The sequence below is a fragment of the Pseudoalteromonas sp. NBT06-2 genome, assembly GCF_002276045.1.
GTDB lineage: Bacteria > Pseudomonadota > Gammaproteobacteria > Enterobacterales > Alteromonadaceae > Pseudoalteromonas.
The window spans coordinates 36,429-55,313 of the sequence record NZ_NQMR01000007.1 but is presented as its reverse complement, the minus strand read 5'-3'; the positions used below and the strand labels follow the sequence as shown (position 1 = coordinate 55,313).

At 34.7% G+C, this 18,885-nt stretch carries 17 protein-coding genes and 2 pseudogenes; 6 read left to right on the top strand and 13 right to left on the bottom strand.

The features are described 5' to 3' along the window. Positions 1-33 precede the first annotated feature (33 nt). From folK to sfsA, 5 genes are all read right to left on the bottom strand, one after another. Positions 34-525, bottom strand: coding sequence for a 2-amino-4-hydroxy-6-hydroxymethyldihydropteridine diphosphokinase (gene folK / locus CJF42_RS03030; protein ID WP_095365263.1), 492 nt, complete (start codon positions 523-525; stop codon positions 34-36). Next, positions 525-1,886, bottom strand: a complete 1,362-nt coding sequence (gene pcnB / locus CJF42_RS03025) for a polynucleotide adenylyltransferase PcnB (protein WP_095365262.1) — start codon at positions 1,884-1,886, stop codon at positions 525-527. The genes folK and pcnB overlap by 1 nt, the downstream gene beginning before the upstream one ends. Positions 1,887-2,105: 219 nt before the next feature. After that, positions 2,106-3,032 carry a tRNA glutamyl-Q(34) synthetase GluQRS gene (gluQRS, locus tag CJF42_RS03020; RefSeq protein WP_095365261.1) on the bottom strand — a complete coding sequence of 309 codons (927 nt, stop codon included), beginning with the start codon at positions 3,030-3,032 and terminating at the stop codon, positions 2,106-2,108. Positions 3,033-3,050: 18 nt separating this feature from the next. Then, positions 3,051-3,491 (bottom strand): RNA polymerase-binding protein DksA, encoded by a 441-nt coding sequence (gene dksA / locus CJF42_RS03015; RefSeq protein ID WP_095365260.1) that lies wholly within the window; start codon positions 3,489-3,491, stop codon positions 3,051-3,053. Positions 3,492-3,712: 221 nt separating this feature from the next. Next, positions 3,713-4,435 carry a DNA/RNA nuclease SfsA gene (gene sfsA / locus CJF42_RS03010; RefSeq protein WP_095365259.1) on the bottom strand — a complete coding sequence of 241 codons (723 nt, stop codon included), beginning with the start codon at positions 4,433-4,435 and terminating at the stop codon, positions 3,713-3,715. A gap of 79 nt (positions 4,436-4,514) precedes the next feature. On the opposite strand from sfsA, the gene pepB reads away from it, so the two are divergent. Then, entirely contained in the window at positions 4,515-5,807 is a 1,293-nt protein-coding gene (gene pepB / locus CJF42_RS03005; protein ID WP_095365258.1) for an aminopeptidase PepB, read from the top strand. Positions 5,808-6,039: 232 nt separating this feature from the next. Then, positions 6,040-6,600: a phosphoribosyltransferase gene (locus CJF42_RS03000; protein WP_095365257.1), complete on the top strand. Its 561-nt coding sequence runs from the start codon at positions 6,040-6,042 to the stop codon at positions 6,598-6,600. A gap of 160 nt (positions 6,601-6,760) precedes the next feature. Here CJF42_RS03000 and CJF42_RS02995 read toward each other — a convergent pair whose 3' ends face one another. The 3 genes from CJF42_RS02995 to CJF42_RS02985 all read right to left on the bottom strand — a co-directional run bounded on the left by CJF42_RS02995 (position 6,761) and on the right by CJF42_RS02985 (position 8,426). Beyond that, entirely contained in the window at positions 6,761-7,147 is a 387-nt protein-coding gene (locus CJF42_RS02995; RefSeq protein WP_095365256.1) for a DUF6768 family protein, read from the bottom strand. 13 nt (positions 7,148-7,160) lie between these two features. After that, complete coding sequence (locus CJF42_RS02990; RefSeq protein WP_095365255.1) at positions 7,161-7,682, bottom strand: RNA polymerase sigma factor; 522 nt, start codon at positions 7,680-7,682, stop codon at positions 7,161-7,163. A gap of 87 nt (positions 7,683-7,769) precedes the next feature. Further along, a complete protein-coding gene (locus CJF42_RS02985; protein ID WP_095365254.1) occupies positions 7,770-8,426 on the bottom strand; it encodes a Crp/Fnr family transcriptional regulator in 657 nt (218 codons plus the stop codon). Between the two features lie 117 nt (positions 8,427-8,543). On the opposite strand from CJF42_RS02985, the pseudogene CJF42_RS28400 reads away from it, so the two are divergent. After that, positions 8,544-8,645: pseudogene (locus CJF42_RS28400) on the top strand (uroporphyrinogen decarboxylase); the annotation flags it as partial. A 626-nt stretch (positions 8,646-9,271) separates the two neighbouring features. Here CJF42_RS28400 and CJF42_RS02970 read toward each other — a convergent pair. From CJF42_RS02970 to CJF42_RS02950, 5 genes and pseudogenes are all read right to left on the bottom strand, one after another. Beyond that, positions 9,272-10,930: an amidohydrolase gene (locus tag CJF42_RS02970; RefSeq protein ID WP_095365253.1), complete on the bottom strand. Its 1,659-nt coding sequence runs from the start codon at positions 10,928-10,930 to the stop codon at positions 9,272-9,274. 65 nt (positions 10,931-10,995) lie between these two features. After that, positions 10,996-11,928, bottom strand: a complete 933-nt coding sequence (locus CJF42_RS02965) for a hypothetical protein (protein ID WP_095365252.1) — start codon at positions 11,926-11,928, stop codon at positions 10,996-10,998. A gap of 164 nt (positions 11,929-12,092) precedes the next feature. Further along, on the bottom strand, positions 12,093-12,911 hold the full coding sequence (locus CJF42_RS02960; protein ID WP_095365251.1) for an MBL fold metallo-hydrolase: 819 nt from the start codon (positions 12,909-12,911) through the stop codon (positions 12,093-12,095). An 88-nt stretch (positions 12,912-12,999) separates the two neighbouring features. Then, positions 13,000-14,363: pseudogene (locus CJF42_RS29465) on the bottom strand (DUF885 family protein); the annotation flags it as partial. A 56-nt stretch (positions 14,364-14,419) separates the two neighbouring features. After that, positions 14,420-15,379 (bottom strand): D-2-hydroxyacid dehydrogenase, encoded by a 960-nt coding sequence (locus CJF42_RS02950; protein ID WP_095365303.1) that lies wholly within the window; start codon positions 15,377-15,379, stop codon positions 14,420-14,422. 195 nt (positions 15,380-15,574) lie between these two features. On the opposite strand from CJF42_RS02950, the gene zntR reads away from it, so the two are divergent. The 3 genes from zntR (at position 15,575) to CJF42_RS02935 (ending at position 18,814) form a co-directional block, all read left to right on the top strand. After that, positions 15,575-16,000, top strand: coding sequence for a Zn(2+)-responsive transcriptional regulator (zntR, locus tag CJF42_RS02945; RefSeq protein WP_095365250.1), 426 nt, complete (start codon positions 15,575-15,577; stop codon positions 15,998-16,000). Beyond that, complete coding sequence (locus tag CJF42_RS02940; RefSeq protein ID WP_170940456.1) at positions 15,987-17,120, top strand: SO_0444 family Cu/Zn efflux transporter; 1,134 nt, start codon at positions 15,987-15,989, stop codon at positions 17,118-17,120. The genes zntR and CJF42_RS02940 overlap by 14 nt, the downstream gene beginning before the upstream one ends. A 278-nt stretch (positions 17,121-17,398) precedes the next feature. Then, positions 17,399-18,814, top strand: coding sequence for an imelysin family protein (locus CJF42_RS02935; RefSeq protein ID WP_095365248.1), 1,416 nt, complete (start codon positions 17,399-17,401; stop codon positions 18,812-18,814). Positions 18,815-18,885 lie beyond the last annotated feature (71 nt).

The following is an 18,885-nucleotide window of genomic DNA, read 5'->3' as shown; positions in this document are numbered from 1 at the left end:
TTTGTTCTCTATTTTTTATTCAAAAGTCTAAAACTAAATTTTTGTTAGGCCATTTAATGGCACTGTGTTTTGTAATTCTTTAATTGCTAAACCATCTGGCATAAGCAAGTTAGGTGCAATTTCTAGTAATGGATATATCACAAATTCTCTTAATTTCATATCATAGTGAGGTACGGATAAGGTTGGTAAATTTAATACTTGTTCTCCAAATAATAGAATGTCTATATCGAGTGTTCTTGGGCCCCAGCGTTCGTCTTTTCTAATTCGGCCTAAATCAAGCTCAATTTTTTGTGTGAGCGCTAATAAATCTAAAGGTTGCAACCTTGTATGAATACAAGCAACGGCATTAACATAGTCAGGCTGATCTTGCGGGCCCATAGGTTTACTACTATATAAAGTAGAAACCTTAACTTCAGAGTTAGTATCAGGTAATGCTTTTAATGCAGCTATAGCGTGATGAATTTGGTCTATAGGGTCATTAAGGTTGGCCCCTAAACCTAAGTAAACAGTTTGATATAGTGACATTATTCTACAGACTTATTTTCATTGTTATTTTGCGCATTGCCATTTGCAGGTTTACGACGGCGTGGTCTGCGGCGTTTTTTTGGTTTATCTGGGTCATCAGAGTTTTTAGGGCTGCTAAAGTCTTGCACCATTTGCTTTTGAACTTGTGCATCTTTATCGATATAACCTGTCCACCAATCTGCAAGTTCAACAAGTGAACCACCAGAGATATTAGCTCTTAATAATAAGAAGTCATAAGATGCTCTGAACCTTGGTTGTTGCGTTAATCTAAATGGACGTTGACCTGTGCGTCTAGGCATACGCTGCTGAATATGCCAAATATCACGGGCACCTAAAGTAAAGCGTTTTGGTACTGCAATATGCTTTGAACTTTCAGAAAAAATTTGGTTAATTGCAAGGTTGAATATTTCATATTCAGCTTGTTTTTGTTCGGCCATTAGCTTAGTGCAGCGGTTTTGTAATGGATACCAATGTAATACTGCAAAAATATAAGCAGGCGTTACTTTTTTATCTGCATTGATGCGCTTATCTGTATTAATAAACATTTGTTTAGTGAGTTTAAACTCATCTCCCTCCGGAGATGCTTCAATTAAAGTGTCAAGCGCAGGGAATAATTCTTTGAATAAACCGTACTTTCTCAATAATAAAAAGTTCCGTTCAGCTTTTCCGTTTAAAAATAACTTTAGGCATTCTTCAAATAAACGTGCTGATGGAATATTACCTAATAAAGACGCAAGTTCATATATTGGCGCTTCTGTTTCAGGTGATATGGTCATATCTAGTTTTGTTGCAAAACGAATAGCACGTAACATGCGAACAGGGTCTTCACGGTAACGTGTTTCTGGATCACCTATTAATTCAATTCTGCGATTTTTAATGGCTTGCATACCACCAGCAAAATCAAGAATACTAAAGTCTTTTACAGAATAATATAAAGCGTTTATAGAGAAATCTCGACGTTCTGCATCTTCCTCGATACTACCGTATACATTGTCGCGTAATAGTTGGCCTTGCTCACTTGATTGACTTACTTGATTTTTATCTTCAGGGGCATCATGGTGACCACGCATAGTAGCAACTTCGATTACTTCTCGACCAAATACAATATGTGCCAAGCGAAAGCGACGACCGATTAAACGACAGTTTCGAAATTGCTTTTTTATTTGTTCTGGAGTGGCATTGGTTACAACATCAAAATCTTTTGGTTCTATGCCTAATAGAGCATCACGAATACAACCTCCAACTAAATAGGCGTCATAACCACCATCTTTAAGGCGATATAAAACTTTAAGTGCGTTTGGGCTAAAGCTTTTTCGAGATACGCCGTGATCTGAGCGTTCAATAACGTGAGGAGAACCCATACTTCTTACTTCCTGAGATTGATCTTCGGTTTTTTTTTGTCCATTTTGCCCGACAACTTTACGGCAAAAATCAAATATTTTGGAAATAATAACAAGTCTCCTAATGCATAGTGAAATAATATCTTAATTTAAGGGGGGTATCATATACCAGAGCAACTTAAAATTTAAGTGTAAACCGGAGTAAACTGATTAAATATAGCTCATGACCTTGATTTTTTGCTAAAGGGCTAAAAATTGACATTGTGGTGAGTTTTCATCTTTAACAAGTTGAATTTCGTTTACTTTAGGCACTGATGTAATATTCCAGTTGGAAACAGCCCAACGAATCAATTCATCTACTTTTAGGTTTAGTAAATCGAAAGGAGGATTTTGACCTAAAAATCGTAAAGCATCATACAGTGCTAACTGTGGTTTTGTGATATCAATTGCTTGAGCATAATTTTGTTTTGAGAGTTTAAAGCCTGGTTCAGCTACAGCTAAAGGTACATGTGCAAAATTAGGGACGTTTTTATTAAACTTATCAAACAAATAAATTTGTCTTACTGTTGGCTCTAATAAGTCCGCACCGCGAACAATATGCGTAATATCTTGGTTTATATCATCAAGTACAACAACCAATTGATAAGCAAATAAACCATCTCGCCTTTTTAAGATGTAATCTTCTGTCGCAAATGATTGGGATATTAAAACCTTGCCTTGAATTGTATCGTTAAATTGATTTACTGGATGATTTTGTTTAATACGTATTGTTTGATTTTCTAATGGTAAGTTAATATCTCTACAAGTGTTATTGTATGTGCCTCCTAAAGCTTTAATTTGCTTTCGAGTACATTGGCAGGCGTAAAGTTGATTCTCATTTAACAGTACTTCTAAATGATGTTGATAAAATTCGAGTTGCTTACTTTGGTAGCAAACTTCTTCGTCCCAGTTCATTCCATAAGCATCAAGCGTTTTTAATATTAAATCACTGGCACCTTTAACGCTACGCGGTGTATCAATATCTTCAATACGAACTAACCATTTACCAAATTGGGATTTGGCATCTAAAAAGCTGGCAAGAGCAGCTATAAGAGAACCAAAATGAAGAGGTCCAGAAGGCGAGGGGGCAAATCGACCTCGATATGCCCCTGATAATAAACTATTCAAGTAATTGATAAATTATTGTTAATGACCAGCTTGCTTTTCTTTAATTTCAGCAAGCGTTTTACAGTCTACACATAAGTCAGCTGTTGGACGGGCTTCTAAACGGCGAATACCTATCTCAATACCACATGAATTACAGAAACCAAAATCATCTTCTTCGATTAACTTAAGCGTTTTTTCAATTTTCTTGATTAATTTACGTTCGCGATCACGAGTTCGTAATTCTAAAGAAAATTCTTCTTCCTGAGCAGCTCGATCTACTGGATCTGGGAAGTTTGCAGCTTCATCTTGCATATGATTTTTTGTACGGTCAACTTCTTCTCGTAATTGAGTACGCCAAGTAGCAAGAATGTTTTTAAAGTGAGCTACTTGATCATCGCTCATGTACTCTTCACCAGGTGTTTCTTGATACGGTGCGATATCCGCGTAAGCGTATTGACTTGATTTTTTTTGCTCTGCCATATCTGACTCCTAATCCTTATTCTCAATCCCGATATAAATTCGGCGGCTATAAATAGCAAGAACTCAACCTATTAGCAAGGTTTTTTCGATTTAAAGCTAAATTATCGAATATCTTTTTAAAAATAAACATTTAAATTTGATTGAACTTTAAACAATATTCTGTAAGTCATTGTTTTTGTTATTACAGAAAATCACAATTAATTTGATGTTAACTTTGTTCTTTATACAGGTAAAAATGGTAATGATTTATTGACCACAATATTATTTACATCTATATCTGTGTTGTAGCATAAAATCTCGACACCTGCATCTAAAGCTTGCTTTATCCCATCAGCATATTTTTCATCTACATGCCTAGCGGGAGATAATTTTTTGATACCTTGATGTTGCACTAAAAATAATAAAACAGCTCTATACCCTTGCTGGGTCATATTTATAAGCTCTCTTAAATGCTTTTGACCTCGAGTTGTGACAGCATCAGGAAAATAGCCTTGGTCATTATACTGTGTACCTTGGCCTAAAAGTGTGACACTTTTTATTTCTATATAACAATTAGCACGATTTTCATCTGTTAATAATAGATCAATGCGGCTATTTTCAGCACCATATTTTACTTCTTGTTGTAGGGTAGCATATCCATTTAGTTCAGGGATTTTATTATCATTTATGCCTTCACTGACAATTTTATTGGCTAAGGTTGTATTGACACAAATCATATCTCCAGCATTATTTTGGCAAAGCTCTAAACTATTAGGGTATTTTCTTTTTAAATTATCACTTGTAGAGTAATAAACCTTAAAGCCAGGTTCTGCGCAGCCAGTCATCGCACCTGTATTAGCACAATGTATGGTTCTCACTTCACCATCAGGTAAAGTTATGTCGGCCAAAAATCGTTTATAACGCTTAATTAAAGTGGCAGATCCTAAAGTACTACTAAATTTCATTTATTTAGTCTCAATTATTTTGGTAGCTTAGCGCAATATAGTACACTTTCGTCACTTCAAAAATGCAAGAGAAATGCAAATGAGCGAAAAAATGATTGTAAGATTAACAGAACAAGCACCTGCAGCACATTGGTGCAGTGTAAACTTGTCATTTGATAATGACGGCGCTTTGGTACATTTATCAGAGAATGAAACATTAAAGAATGTACAAAAAGCAGCACGCTCTTTAGCTGGACAGGGTATTAAAGAAGTAGAACTCAAAGGTGAGGCTTGGTGTACAGAGAGTCAATGGGCTTTTTATCAAGGTTTTGTCAGCCCAAAAGCGCAAGACGGTGTTGCTTTTGTTGATAATGCACAGTCAGATTTAAAAGAACTAAGTTCATTAAAAATATCTGCATTATTTGCTCGTAAAGTCATAAATGGCTCTGCTGAAGATATTTATCCTGAAAGCTTAGCTGAAAAAGCAGCTGAATTTATTCAATCGTTAGCACCTGAATATGTCAGTTATCAAATTATTAAAGGTGATGCTTTATTAGAAGCACAATGGATTGGTATTCATGCTGTGGGTCGTGGTAGTGATCGTAAGCCTGTATTATTAGAATTAGATTACAACCCTACAGGCGATGAAAATGCACCCGTTGCAGCTGCATTAGTGGGCAAAGGTATCACATTTGATTCGGGTGGTTATTCAATTAAAGCTAGTGAAGGCATGGCTACAATGAAATGTGATATGGGCGGTGCAGGTACTGTAACTGCTGGTTTAGCATTAGCAATTAACCGTGGTATTGATAAGCGCATTAAACTATTTTTATGTTGTGCTGAAAATTTAATTTCAGGTAATGCTTATAAGTTAGGTGATATCCTAACTTATAAAAATGGCACGACAGTTGAAATTTTAAATACTGATGCTGAAGGACGTTTAGTATTAGCAGATGGTTTAATGGCTGCAACTGAAACAGGTGCACCACTTATTATTGATGCTGCAACATTAACTGGTGCAGCGTTAATGGCTGTAGGCCAAGAATACAACGCATTATTTGGCTTAGATAAAACATTGGTACGTGAAGTTGAAGACTTTGCGTCAGATGAATTTGAAGCCGCGTGGCCTTTGCCGCTTGAAAAATGGCATCAGGATAAATGTCCATCCCCATATGCTGATACTGCAAATAGCCGTTCACAAAAAGGTGGTGGTTTTGGTGGTGCTTCAAACGCAGCGGGTTTCTTATCTCGTTTTGTGGGTAATGAAGGTCAAGGTTGGGTGCATATTGATTTAGCTGCGTGTTTTGAAAATAATGCAGGTCCACAATGGGCTGCGGGTGCTACGACATTAGGTATGCGTACAGTAGCAAGAACCTTGCTTGAAAAAGTATAATTTTTAAAACCTCATCTCGGACTAATAATGAAAGTTATATTTAATAAACGCGAACTCGGTTCGCGCTTTTTTGAGCAATTAAAATAAAAAGTTGAATAAAACTCAAAAAAGCTGTCTTGTTTGATAGGTTTTCTGCTCTAATTTGACTTATGGCAACAAATAAGCTTTTTTTTAGTGTAGAATTTACAAAAAAATTAATGGCGATAGCCACTTTCTCTTTATGGAGCCTCAAATGTCTGATAAACGATTTATTACAGCGCAACAGCTGTTAGAAGATTCGTTCCGTGTTGCCGCACAAGTTTATGATGATGGATTTCGCCCTGATTTTATAATCGGAATTTGGCGTGGGGGTGCTCCAATTGGTATCGCAGTGCAAGAATATTATGATTTCAAAGGTGTTGAAACAGATCATATTGCTGTACGTACATCTTCTTATTATGGTATTGGTCTGCAATCAAAAGAAATCAAAGTTCACGGGTTACATTACATTGTTGAAAATGCAAATGCGGGTGATAAATTATTAATCGTTGATGATGTATTTGATTCTGGTCGTAGTATTTATGCATTAAAAGAAGAATTATCTAAATTAATGCGTTTAAATATGCCAACAGATGTACGTGTTGCATGCCCTTATTACAAACCTAAAAACTCTAAAGTAGATATCGTACCAGATTACTTTATCCATGATTCTGAAGAGTGGTTAGTATTCCCGCATGAATTATCAGGTTTAACACCAGATGAAATACTTGAAGGAAAAACCGATTTAACTAACATTAAAGATTTATTGGTATAATAGCAACATCAATGTCAATAAAGATATGATCAATCTAAATGTTCTATACCTAAGTTCTGAAACAAGCATTATTAAGTGGCTTGGGTATATGCAATAGCTGTGTTGCCTTCAATAGCAATAGCCAGCTATTGCTCAATCAAGCGCCTTACTCTTGACAAGTTTATCCTAATTTATCAGTTAATTTTTCAATTACAAGCTCAAGCCTTTTTATTTCACGCATTGCTGATTGACGATTCATTTCCATAAATGTCCACATTTTCAAAGTAATTTGAACCAATGTTGAAAGCAGCAGTATCACACCCCATTGAATTTTATGTAAGGTTAATACTTGGCTTGAGACTTCTACAAAAAAGAACTGATACCCAGCCCACAGCATCACTAAGGTCACAAAAAAAGTGACAATTGCAACTAAGATCATCCATCTTCCAAGAGATCCTTTAAAGGCATTTAATAACATTTTAAAAATGCCTGGCTCATGAGCCAGTATGTGATCTAAATTTTTAGCTTCGGATTCTAACGATTGTTTAATTTTATCATCTAAGTTCATAACGATATTCCTTCTAATTAACTTTAGCTATTTTCTGTTTTAATAATTTTCGTGCACGATTTAATCTAGATTTAACAGTGCCAATCGGTATTTCAAGAACTAAGCTCACTTCTTGTAAGCTCATTTGTTCTAAATAAAATAAGTGAATAGTATGCTTATCTATATCAGGTAATTCATTGATATGATGAAGCAATAACCCATCATTTTCATTTTTCACTTGTGCTAAAGCTTCAACTGGCTCATCAACTTGAAGTGCACTTTCTTTTGCTTGCTGTTTAACTAAATCTAAAGTTTGCCATCGAGTTGCTTGATAAGCCCAGCTTTTAAAAGCTCGAGGATCTTGTAAATTTTTTAAAGATTTAGTGATTTTAATCCAAGCATTTTGTACTGCATCGTGAGTAAGCTGTTCATTTTTACTTATTTTATAAGCAAATCTTAAAAGCCCTGGATTAAAATGTTGGAATAATAAAGTAAAAGCTTGTTCATCAGCTTGTTTTGCATCCATGACTAACAATTCAATTTTGGCTTGTTCCATATGTTAGCTTTCTCTTAAACCGAGCTCTTTTAATTTACTTATATCTACAAGACGATAGTGTTTCTTAAAAGGTTCATGGAATTAAAGTTATTTTTGATGAAAGTGTTCTATAAATTCATCTAGCTTAACTTCATTGATTGGTTTTAATCCTTTATCTGTGCGTTCAATAAGACCTTGTTCCACGAGCTCTGAAACAACTCTACGATATGCGCGTTCTGTTGTTGCAAAGCGCTCAGCTTCAGCACTGACAGTAGGGTAAGGGCGTAAAACAATTGGGCTGGTATTTTGATGACGGGATAAACAATCTTTTGCGATGTTATAGCTTAAAGGTAAAAGTAATTTATCTAGGTTTATTTGATGATTTTCAAGGAATTTAGCAGCTACGGTTTGTGCTGTATATAAACATAACTCAGGTTGTTGTAATAAAATGCTTTGCCAATGTTTGAAATCAATTAAATGATAACTGACATCAGTTTGACAAGTGACAGTGTAAATACAAGGTTTGGCATTGAGCGCTTCTATCTCACCTATTAAAGTGAAATTACAGTCTAGTTGGCCTAGTAATAAACGACGGCCATTGCCAACATCATAACTAAAAGAAACAGTGCCGGATCTTACTAATAATAATTTAGTCAGTGGTTGATCTTGATGCAAAAGGCTTGCACCTTTTTCTTGTAGGTATTCTTTTTCTGCATAAGTGAGCAGTTGTTCTATTAAGTTAGCTGAAAAATGATATTGAAACATCGTTAGGCCTGAATTTATTTTTGTATTTTGGGGGCTTTGGACATATGTCCTTAAAGGAATACCTGAGCCACTTTAATATGTTTTAAATTGATTATACGCGCTTGGCTGAGGAATTATATGTCTTGGGATTATTTAGGTTATTTTACGTCGGTTTTACTTGTAATGTCGTTGATGATGACAGACGTCGTAAAGCTACGTTGGCTTAATTTAGTCGGGTGCTAAATTAAGCCATTTATCGTATTGTCCTACGGGAGCTTGGGTCGAAAACGATTACGGCGTCATGATTCATCATCAGGGAATACCTATGAATTAAAAATCATGCCTTCTACTCAAGCTCTGAAACCTGAATTTCTAAGTAGCATGGGTATATAATTATTGCTTGTCTTGTGGCTTTTACCAATGCTTTACTTGCTTTAGTGAACCTTTATCATATTGTGAAGCCCACACGGACAAATTAATAACTAGCGGTAATATACCCAAACCACTTCAAGATGCAGGATTCAGTTGGAATTAGAAATGCTTTAGGCAAGGCATTGATTGAAGAACATGGTTATTCCCTTTTCAAAATCAATAACGCTGCATAAAGTATTTATAAACCAACCTTACAGGGACTTCTGAGCAAATCATGCTCGTTGTTGCCTGCATGGATGTAGGTACTAGAGCAATGCAGGAGCATATTGCCGGTCCATCTTTTTTTAAGGGAGTAACCATTAATGCAAAGATGCGCCTAGATCATGAATTGCTCAGCAGTCCTGAACCTCACATCTTGAAGTGGCTTGGGTATATGCTGATATTTCATTCAGCATTAACAAATAGTTGTCTTGTAAATATTGAGATTGTGAACTCTATTTTTTTTGATACCTTTTTTCACCCGCTATCCAAGTTTCTAATACTTGGGTTTGGTAAATTTGTGAAATATCAGTTTCAAAAATATCTTTATCCACTAAAACAAAATCGGCCCATTTACCTCTTTCTAGTGAGCCAATTTTAAACTCTTGATGAGCAGAATATGCGGCATCTAAAGTAAAAGCTTTAAATGCTTGTTTACGGCTTAAGGCTTGTTCAAAACGCCAACCATTGTTAGGTTGTTGTTGATGATCCATTCGTCCAATTGCAGCATAGAATCCATGAAAAATATTAGCCAACTCTACTGGGAAGTCAGAACCAGCTGCTAAGTGAGATCCTTGTTTAATAAAAGCTTGCCATGCGTAGGCACCTTGTAAACGTTTATCATCGAGTCTTATTTCTGCCATATGCATATCTGATGTTGCATGAACAGGTTGCATTGAAGGGATAATATTTAAAGATTTAAATCTTGAAATATCATCTATATGCACGATTTGAGCATGCTCTATTCTATTGCGTAATAGTCGGCCCCCGGTATTTTTAAATACATTTTCATAGGCATCTAGCACAGTTTTGTTTGCACGATCACCTATTGCATGTGTATTGGCCGTAAAGCCATGCTTAAAGCTTTTGGTGTAAAATGCTTCAAGCGATTCTTGAGATTCAAGCATAAGGCCTGTGTGCTGAACTCTGTCGGCATAATCACTTAATAATGCGGCACCTCTACTTCCTAAAGCACCATCAGCATAAACTTTGATACTACGAATAGATAAAAAATCGCTTTGATCTTGGTAAGTGCCAGCTTTTAGCATGGTATCTAAATGCGGATCACTTGCTGATAACATGGCATAAACTCTTAAAGGTAGGCTTTTCTCTTTTGCTCTTTGTTTATAAACTTGCCAAGTATCTAAATTTATTCCTGCGTCATGAGCTGAAGTGATACCTAGACTCAATAAGTGTTGACCTGCTAAATCTAGCGCTTTATTGATTGCTTGTTTGTTTGTTTTAGGAATATGGTTATTTATTAAATCTTCAGCTTTATCAATAAATATTCCGCTAGGGTTATTATTTTCTAATCGTAGAATTTCACCGCCCATAGGTGTTTTGACCTCAGGTGTGATATTTGCCAGAGACATAGCTTTGCTATTAGCCCAAATAGCATGTCCGTCAACACGTGTAAGCACTACAGGAATATCACTGACATATTTATCTAAATCTGTTGCAGTAGGGAATTGATTGTCAGGCCAGTTTTCTTGATTCCAACCACGACCTACAATCCAGCCATTTTTATTTTTAGCAAATGCTTTTAGTTTTTCTCCAACTTCTTTTTTTGATTGGGTATCACGTAAATCTAGGCGAGATAAGTTTTGACCTAAACCAATAATGTGACCATGGGCATCGATAAGCCCGGGCAACAAAAATTGCTCCTTGCCATCTATTTTGTTTGCATTAGGGTAGCTATTTAATAGTTTTTCATCGCCAGTCCTGACAACTTTGCCATTTTTAAATACTAATGTAGAAAACTTGTTCAGTTCACCATTACGCTCTAGGGTATAACCAGTCACATTATGTACTGCTGTAAACTTGGCTATTACATTTGATGAGAAAACGATTGACGATAAAGTTAACAAACCTGCTAATTTAGGTAATAAACGCATAAAAGAGTCTTTTTTATTATTAGTGTTAAAACTTTATTCTTTAATGAGATCATTTAAAAGGATTTTTAAATTAACTCATGAAAATAACTTTTCGCATCAATATAACCAATTGAGGTATCGGCTATTTCAGATAGAGGATATTTAGCCGGGCCAACAGGTTCGGCTAAAATATAAGGTAAACCATTAATTGTTGTAAATTTATCACTTTTTAAAATAGGTAATTGAAAACCAATTAAGGCATGTTTAGGCAAATAGATAAGTGATACGCTGAGCCTTGGGTATATTTTTTTTATAATCGCTGCCATTAGGGTCATTTTACTATCACAGTCACCAATATTTTGTGCGATAACTCTGATAGGTGGGTAATATCCTAAATCACTAGATTCTGTTCGACTTTCTAAAGTCGAATAAGGGATTGATTGTAACCAAGATAAAACAAAGTTGATTAAAACTCTTGGTTTTTTGACTGAAATAGATTCTCTGATAGCTTGGGTTACAGGCTCTAAATAATCGATACCTTCGATAACAAATTTATGATGATTAGGTTTTATTTTAGTACCAGTCCAAGGAGTATTAAATTGAATATAATGGTGTTTTTCTAGGAAATCTAAATAGGTTTTATTTTCGAGTTCTTTAAGTTGCTGTTCAACCTCGATGATCTTTTTTTTATTTTTACTTTTTATGGTATAGCTTAACTGCGAATACAATTGTTTAAATTGTACGCGTACTTCTCTTGGGTTATATGTACTAGCTTGTTCTAATAAAGCCTTATAAATATGATTCATCGCTTTATCTTTGTCATAACGCTTAAAGCGGCGATATTTATTATTTATGAGTGTTTTAGGAAGTGTAAAACTGAGGGTTTGCATTTTATGATTGTGATCTTGCCAAGAATAGTCAAACTGGGTACTATTTTCGTTTACTGTTTTTTGTAAAATTTTTGCTTGAGATTGCATCGGTAATAAGCAAAGGAGATATAATAAAAAAAATAAACGCATTTAGCCCCTCTATGTTAAACATGTTGAACTTAACAATAGCATACCCGAAAATAAATGAACTGTTGATTATTAAAATACTAAAGATAAAAAGCCTAGGATCTTAGTTTAATCAAAAATATCAATTTGTTAAAATGATATTTGATACGGTTATTGAGCAATCAGTATTAAATGTTATGAGTTATTCCTTCCTGAGATGCGATGATCTGTAATTCTTTAAATTGCATATCTTTGATGATTTTATCTAATTCTGTATCGGTTCTTTCTGGGGCATGGCTATATAGAACAAGTACTTTAACTTTTGCTGCTTTTGCTAACTTTACTGCCTGATCTATAGAGGAATGGCCCCATCCTAATTTAAGCGGCATTTCAAGATCCGTATACTGTGCATCATGTATTAAAAAATCGACATCACGTAAAAAATCAATCCATTCAGTAAAATCAGTATTTAAATTATCTTTTGAATAAACTTCATTATCTGTGACGTAGGCTACAGCTTTGTTGTTATGACATATTTTATAAGCGAAGCCACCATTAGGATGATTTATGTGAATAGAAGAAATTGAAAATCCATTAATAATCATATTTTCAAATTTATTTTTAAAAGGAATGATTTTAATGTCTGCAGATAAATCTTTGAATGATAATGGAAATGTACTCATATTCATTTGTTCAATAATGGCATTATGCTCAACAGGATTCGTAGGGGCACTATAAATATTTATTTGCCTATTTTTTTGGTAAGCGGGTACGAAAAATGGAAACCCTTGAATATGATCCCAATGATTATGACTTAATATAATTGTCACAGGATCATTATTTGAAATTAACTCTTCACCAAGCTTTTTAATACCTGTTCCAGCATCAAGTATGAGCTTTTTATTATCAGCTACTATCAATACACATGCTGTATTACCACCATATTTAACGGTGTTTTCACCAGGTGTTGGAATTGAACCCCGGGTGCCATAAAAGGTCACTTTCACTTGTATTACTCACTAAGAATCAATAAAAAGGAAGCAAATGCTTCCTTTTTTATAGTGCGAAATGGTTTACTTGTCCATTAATCCTTTAATATATTTCTCTGTAACCAGTGTAATAGCTAGTTAGTTGCACTTGGCTTAAAGTTGCACGTCGCCATTTACTTGGTGTTTCAGTATGTTCTTGGAAAGCAACATTCATTAATAAGTATAAACCTTGTTGTTCTGTCATACCTTTTACGTGTGATCTGTAATCTAAAATGGTGTTACATTGTAATATGTATTTTCTTTTGTTTCATAGGGGCCTGGGGCACTAATTGATGCACCAGCAAAACCACGCATGTAATCAGGAGTTTCACGTACCACTAAAGGTTTTTCTGGATCGAGGTCAATCAAGTCTTTTTCCATTACAAATTTTTCAAGCTCTGGGATTTGACGTTTAATTTCTGTAACAAATTTATCCGCAGAAACATGCTTAACTGATAAATGTTTAATTAACTTAGCGACGGCTTTTTGTTTGTTCTCAGGCATGGTTTTATTAGCAAGATATTTAGGCCAAAGTTGTTCTGTGATTTTAATCATTTCTTTTAAAACAGAATCTCTGTCGTTCACTGCTTTTTGAAAAACTTCTTTTGCTGTATAACTAGATTGAATATTAAAAGCGAATTTCTCTTCGTAGAGCTCTTCACCAATTCTAAATGATCTTGCATTGCCATTTTTAGCTAGCTCTTTTCAAGTTGCGTTAAAAAGTAGATATAACCTTGAACGGCTTTAGTTGCGGCATTAAACCTTTGTTCAAATAATGCTTTATCACTATCAGATAAAACAGATGCTTCTACTTTTGTTAGTAATTCAGGTGAAAATACTGAAAAAGCGCCTTTGTTTTGGCTAATTGCTAATTGCTAATTGGGTATATTCAATCGTTGGGTTTTCAATATTATTTTGTGCTGCGGCATAATAATCAGGTACATTGACTAAGCGACGAAGTACTTTCTCAAACTTAATTTTATCTGATTTAAAGCGACCATTGATGATTTTTGCAAATCCACCAGCGACATTATAACTAGATGGATTCCATTGCCAGCTTTTAAATTTTGTTAAATTCCAAATGTTTTCTTTTAACAAGTTCTCTATTAAATAATAATCAGTTTTTTGGTTCGGATTTAGCGTATCAATATCGAACTTTTGTAATGCTGATAGTTGCGTTTGAGTGATGGCTAAATCTTTTTGACGATTTTGTTTATTTGGCACAGTTAAAATATCATCGTATTTACCGTAACCGGCCCAAAGTGACCATTCTGGATTGTTTTTCCAAAGTTTTTCTATAAAGTTTTTAGAAAAATCTGAAAACTGAACTTGCTCTTGTGAAACTGAAGGTTCTGCAACTTGCTCTGTTATATTACATGCGCTTAACGTAATTACTGAGGCGAGTGCTAGGGCTAAAGCTGATTTGTTCATTTTAACTCCAAAATAGTTTGGTATTTAATTTGCCCCTTTATAAGGTATTTATTAAATTACTCTACTCTATTTCGGCTTTCACCATTATAAAAAGCAGTGATATTTAAACTAATTTCTTTGACTAATCGTGCGATAGATTCTTTTGAACCCCAAGCAATATGGGGGGTAATAATTAAATTATCGCCTTTATATTGAATTAGAGGGTTAGTATCTTGAGCCGGTTCGATGCTGAGTACATCTGTTGCTGCCGCTGTAATCATTTTACTTTTAAGGGCTTCTACCAATGCTATTTCATCAACGATACCGCCTCTTGCTGTATTGATCAAAATAGCTGTTGATTTCATTAATGAAAATTCATTAGCTGAAATTAAATGGTGGGTATCTTCAGTAAGTGGTGTATGTATAGATATGATATCAGCTTGTTTCATAGCTGTACTAAATTCAGTTCTCCCCGCTCTTATTGGTTGATTTTTTCTCTCGCAAATTAATATATTCATGCCAAATGCTTTTGCAATATTTTCAACGCCTTTACCTAATGCGCCATAGCCAATAATAGCAAGTGTTTTACCTTCTAGTTCAGTAATAGGATGATTTAACATACAAAACATGTCACTTTTTTGCCACAGATCATTTTGACAGTCCTGAATATATTTATGGCTGTTACTGATCAAGTTGAGAAGTAAGGTGAATGTATGCTGTACCACTGATGCTGTTGAATAACCGGCTACATTAGTCACTGCGATACCTTGGGATTTTGCCGTGACTAAATTTATATTATTGGTTCCTGTTGCGGCGATACATATTAGCTTTAATTTAGGTAATTTAATTAAATCGTCATGATCTAAACATATTTTATTAGTGATAATGATATCTGCATTTTTGCAACGTTCATGTAACTGTGCATTGCTGGTGGTTTGATATGATTGAATTAATGAAGTTGTTTGATTATTTATATCATTTAAAGCAGAAAAGTCGGTATTATTTAAAGTGATGGCGTCTAAAATAACAATATTTATAGTACTGCTTAAGGTTTTTGAAGGCATATTAATTGAAAAATGAAAGAAATAATTATGCATTGTGACAATATAATTCAGTCTCTTCAAGGTATGAGTTTCAATAGAAAAATACAATATTTTATTTAATTAGCTTGACCTTGGTGTTTACTCCAAGGTTTATTATGCTTGTATTAGCGGTGATGAGTGGAAGTAGTTATGTATAAAATAGGTGAATTATCAAAAGTTTTATCTGTATCGACAGATACGCTAAGATATTATGAAAAAAATGGATTATTAACACCTTCGGGACGAAGTGATTCTGGTTATCGTTTATATAATGAAAATGACTTGCGTTGCATGCAGTTTATCATTCGAGCAAAAAGCATCGGCTTTAGTTTGAATGAAATCAAAGAATTATTATCAATAAATATTGATAAACAAGATCATAGCTGTGGTGAAGTTAAATCATTAACAGAGCAAAAATTAGCGCAAGTGGAAGCTAAAATACTAGAGTTGACACGATTTAAAGATTCATTACGTTTATTATCGGAAGCTTGCTGTGGTGGAGAAGAAGCCGCGGTTCATTGCTCAATTTTATCTGCTTTGGAGAATGTAGATGACTCATTTAATCGCGTTAGTTGATAATTTTTGGCAACTATTTGTTATTTCCGCTCCCTGGCTATTATTGGGTTTATCTATTGCAGGTTTAATTAAAGTATATTTACCAAAAGATTTTTTAATTAAGCATTTAGGTAAAGAAGGTTTTGTTTCTATAGTTAAAGCTGCATTAATTGGTGCGCCTATGCCTTTGTGCTCCTGTGGTGTGATCCCTGCTGCTTTAGGTTTAAGAAGGGCTGGTGCATCTAAAAGTGCCACAACAGCTTTTTTAGTTTCAACACCAGAAACTGGTGTAGATTCTATCTCTGTTTCATATGTTTTATTAGGTCCATTTATAGCAATTATTCGGCCAATTGCAGCAATCACTAGTGCTATTGTCGCAGGTTTTTTAGTTGGCAGAGATGAAGGAAATTCAGAACAAAATCATACTGCTAAACAAGATATAAAAAGTGTGTGTTGTGGTTCAAATAAAATAAAACCAGAAATAGTGAAGCAGCGTTGTGGTAAAAATGAATTTGCAATAAAAGCCACTAAAGAGGTTTGCTGTTCTGAGCAAGAACATAAAAAATCACATAAAAATATAACTTCAAAAGTTAAAACTAAAAGTAATCGTATCGTTGAGGCGCTTCATTTTAGCTGTACTAAGTTATTACAAGACACTGCTAAATGGTTATTAATAGGCTTATTTTTTGCTGCATTAATACAAACATTCGTACCTAATGATTTTTTTACGCATTGGGGTACGGGTATTTTAGCTATGGTTGTGGTTATTTTAATCAGTATACCTATGTATATTTGCGCCACAGCCTCAACACCCATAGCGGCAGGTTTATTGCTTTCGGGTGTATCGCCCGGTGCAGTTTTGGTATTTATGTTAGCAGGGCCGGCAACTAATATTGCTACTTTAGGTGTGGTGATTAATGAGTTAGGAAAGCGTGCAGTAATCGCTTATTTAACTGGAGTAATAGTTGTGGCGATTATATTTGGTGTGTTAACTGATTTTTTAGTGGCAACCTATGCTATTGAAGTCGCTCCTATGTTAGGGCAAGAAAACCATGTTTTACCGCACTGGTTAATGCAGTTTTTTGCGATATTACTTATTGGATTGTTAATAAGGTTAATTGTTATTAAATTTAAAAAGTAATCATTCAATTAAATACTTCTATAAAGCTTAAGGTGTCAGTTACTTGATTATAAAATCTCTTTTCATGTAGACACACCTTTAAATTAACCTTTATCTTTAGATTAATATATCTGATCCAATCAATAAAACGCGTAAAAAATCAGGATAAGCACACATTATTTTTTGATCTACGTCAAAAATCATAAATAGAAGTAGTTATCGTTATTGATATTGTTACCTTTACTGTATAGTATGCACTAAAATAGTATTAATTATCATTTACAGTTTAAGGGAACGTAATGAAATTTTCTAAGAGTTTTGCATTATCAGTAGTATGTGCAGCTATTTTAGCTGGTTGTGGTGGTGACGATGGTAAAAATGGTATTGATGGTACAAATGGTGCGGATGGTGCTGATGGTACTAATGGTGTAAGTGTCTTAGTTACTTCTGCTGATGTAATTACTACAAATGCACAACATGCATATGCTGTTTATAGTGATTCTTTAATAGCAGCAAAAGCGTTAAAAGAGCAATTAGAAGTTTTTGTTGCGGCTCCTACCGATGAAAATTTCACTAAAGCGAAAGAAGCTTGGCTTGATGCACGAGAACCTTATGGTCAATCAGAAGTTTACCGTTTCCGGGAAGGTCCAATTGATGCATTAACTAAAAATGAAGAAGGTAGCTGGACTTTAGTTCCTGATGAAGGGCCTGAAGGAAGAATTAATGCTTGGCCACTAGCTGAAGCATTAATTGATTACACTATCAGCATGGGTGGTACAGAATTACCTGAAGATGCTACAAATTTATCTTTGGGTGGCAATTTAATTGCTAGTGAAAACGAAAATTATGCAGCTATTAATCGTGAGTTATTAACAAAAGTTGCCCAAGAGTCAGATCCTGAAACAGTTCAATCTGCTTTTGCATTTGGTTCTGATGATCGTAATGTAAGATCGGGTTACCATGCTATTGAGTTTTTATTATGGGGACAAGATCTGAACGGAAATGGTAAATATGAAGCACAGCGAGATTACACCGCTGGTCATCGTAAAGCATCTGATTACTTTACAGATGTAGGTACATGTACAAGTGAGGGGATCGTTCAGACTGAAGAGAGAACCTGTACCCGTCGCGGTCAATATTTATTAGAATCGGCAAAGCTATTAGTTGAAGATTTAAATAATGTAACAGATGCTTGGACTCCAGGACAAGGATTTCATTATATGGCATTTACTCATGCTGATAATACACAATCAGCTTTAAATAAAATTTTAACTGGCATGGGGGAATTAAGTTTAGGTGAACTTTCAGCTGAACGTATTCAAAAATCATATGATGCTAATAGTCAAGAAGATGAGCATTCTTGTTTTTCTGATAACACGCACAGAGATATATATTTAAATGCAAAAGGAATACAAAATACCTTTTTAGGCGAATATACACGTTTTTCTGGTGAAGCTTTAGCGGGGGCAAGCCTCTATGATTTATTAGTTGTAAAAGGCCATGCTGAACTTGCAAATAAATTACGTGCCGCATTAGAAGATACGATGGCTAAAGCATCTGTCATTGATACAACTGCTAAATTAGGTAGTTCTTTTGATATTCAAATTCAGGAAAATGAATTCAGACCGGCAATAAAAGCGACTATGGATGCATTAGCTGCACAAACTAATGTTATTGAAGAAGTAATGGCTACGCTTGAAGTCACTAATCCGTAAACACAACTTTAAAAAAGTTTAATAAAAAAGCTCTTTCTTTAACGATCGAGCTTTTTAGTTTGTGGTAAAAT

Bases quoted from the DNA above. Each gene is read 5' to 3' on its own strand.
- CJF42_RS02985 (WP_095365254.1), bottom strand. From the start codon at position 8,426: ATGTTTCAATATCATTTTTCAGCTAACTTAATAGAACAACTGCTCACT.
- pcnB (WP_095365262.1), bottom strand. From the start codon at position 1,886: ATGGGTTCTCCTCACGTTATTGAACGCTCAGATCACGGCGTATCTCGA.
- CJF42_RS02990 (WP_095365255.1), bottom strand. From the start codon at position 7,682: ATGGAACAAGCCAAAATTGAATTGTTAGTCATGGATGCAAAACAAGCT.
- sfsA (WP_095365259.1), bottom strand. From the start codon at position 4,435: ATGAAATTTAGTAGTACTTTAGGATCTGCCACTTTAATTAAGCGTTAT.
- CJF42_RS02935 (WP_095365248.1), top strand. From the start codon at position 17,399: ATGAAATTTTCTAAGAGTTTTGCATTATCAGTAGTATGTGCAGCTATT.
- dksA (WP_095365260.1), bottom strand. From the start codon at position 3,491: ATGGCAGAGCAAAAAAAATCAAGTCAATACGCTTACGCGGATATCGCA.
- CJF42_RS03000 (WP_095365257.1), top strand. From the start codon at position 6,040: ATGTCTGATAAACGATTTATTACAGCGCAACAGCTGTTAGAAGATTCG.
- CJF42_RS02970 (WP_095365253.1), bottom strand. From the start codon at position 10,930: ATGCGTTTATTACCTAAATTAGCAGGTTTGTTAACTTTATCGTCAATC.
- CJF42_RS02965 (WP_095365252.1), bottom strand. From the start codon at position 11,928: ATGCGTTTATTTTTTTTATTATATCTCCTTTGCTTATTACCGATGCAA.
- CJF42_RS02995 (WP_095365256.1), bottom strand. From the start codon at position 7,147: ATGAACTTAGATGATAAAATTAAACAATCGTTAGAATCCGAAGCTAAA.
- pepB (WP_095365258.1), top strand. From the start codon at position 4,515: ATGAGCGAAAAAATGATTGTAAGATTAACAGAACAAGCACCTGCAGCA.
- zntR (WP_095365250.1), top strand. From the start codon at position 15,575: ATGTATAAAATAGGTGAATTATCAAAAGTTTTATCTGTATCGACAGAT.
- folK (WP_095365263.1), bottom strand. From the start codon at position 525: ATGTCACTATATCAAACTGTTTACTTAGGTTTAGGGGCCAACCTTAAT.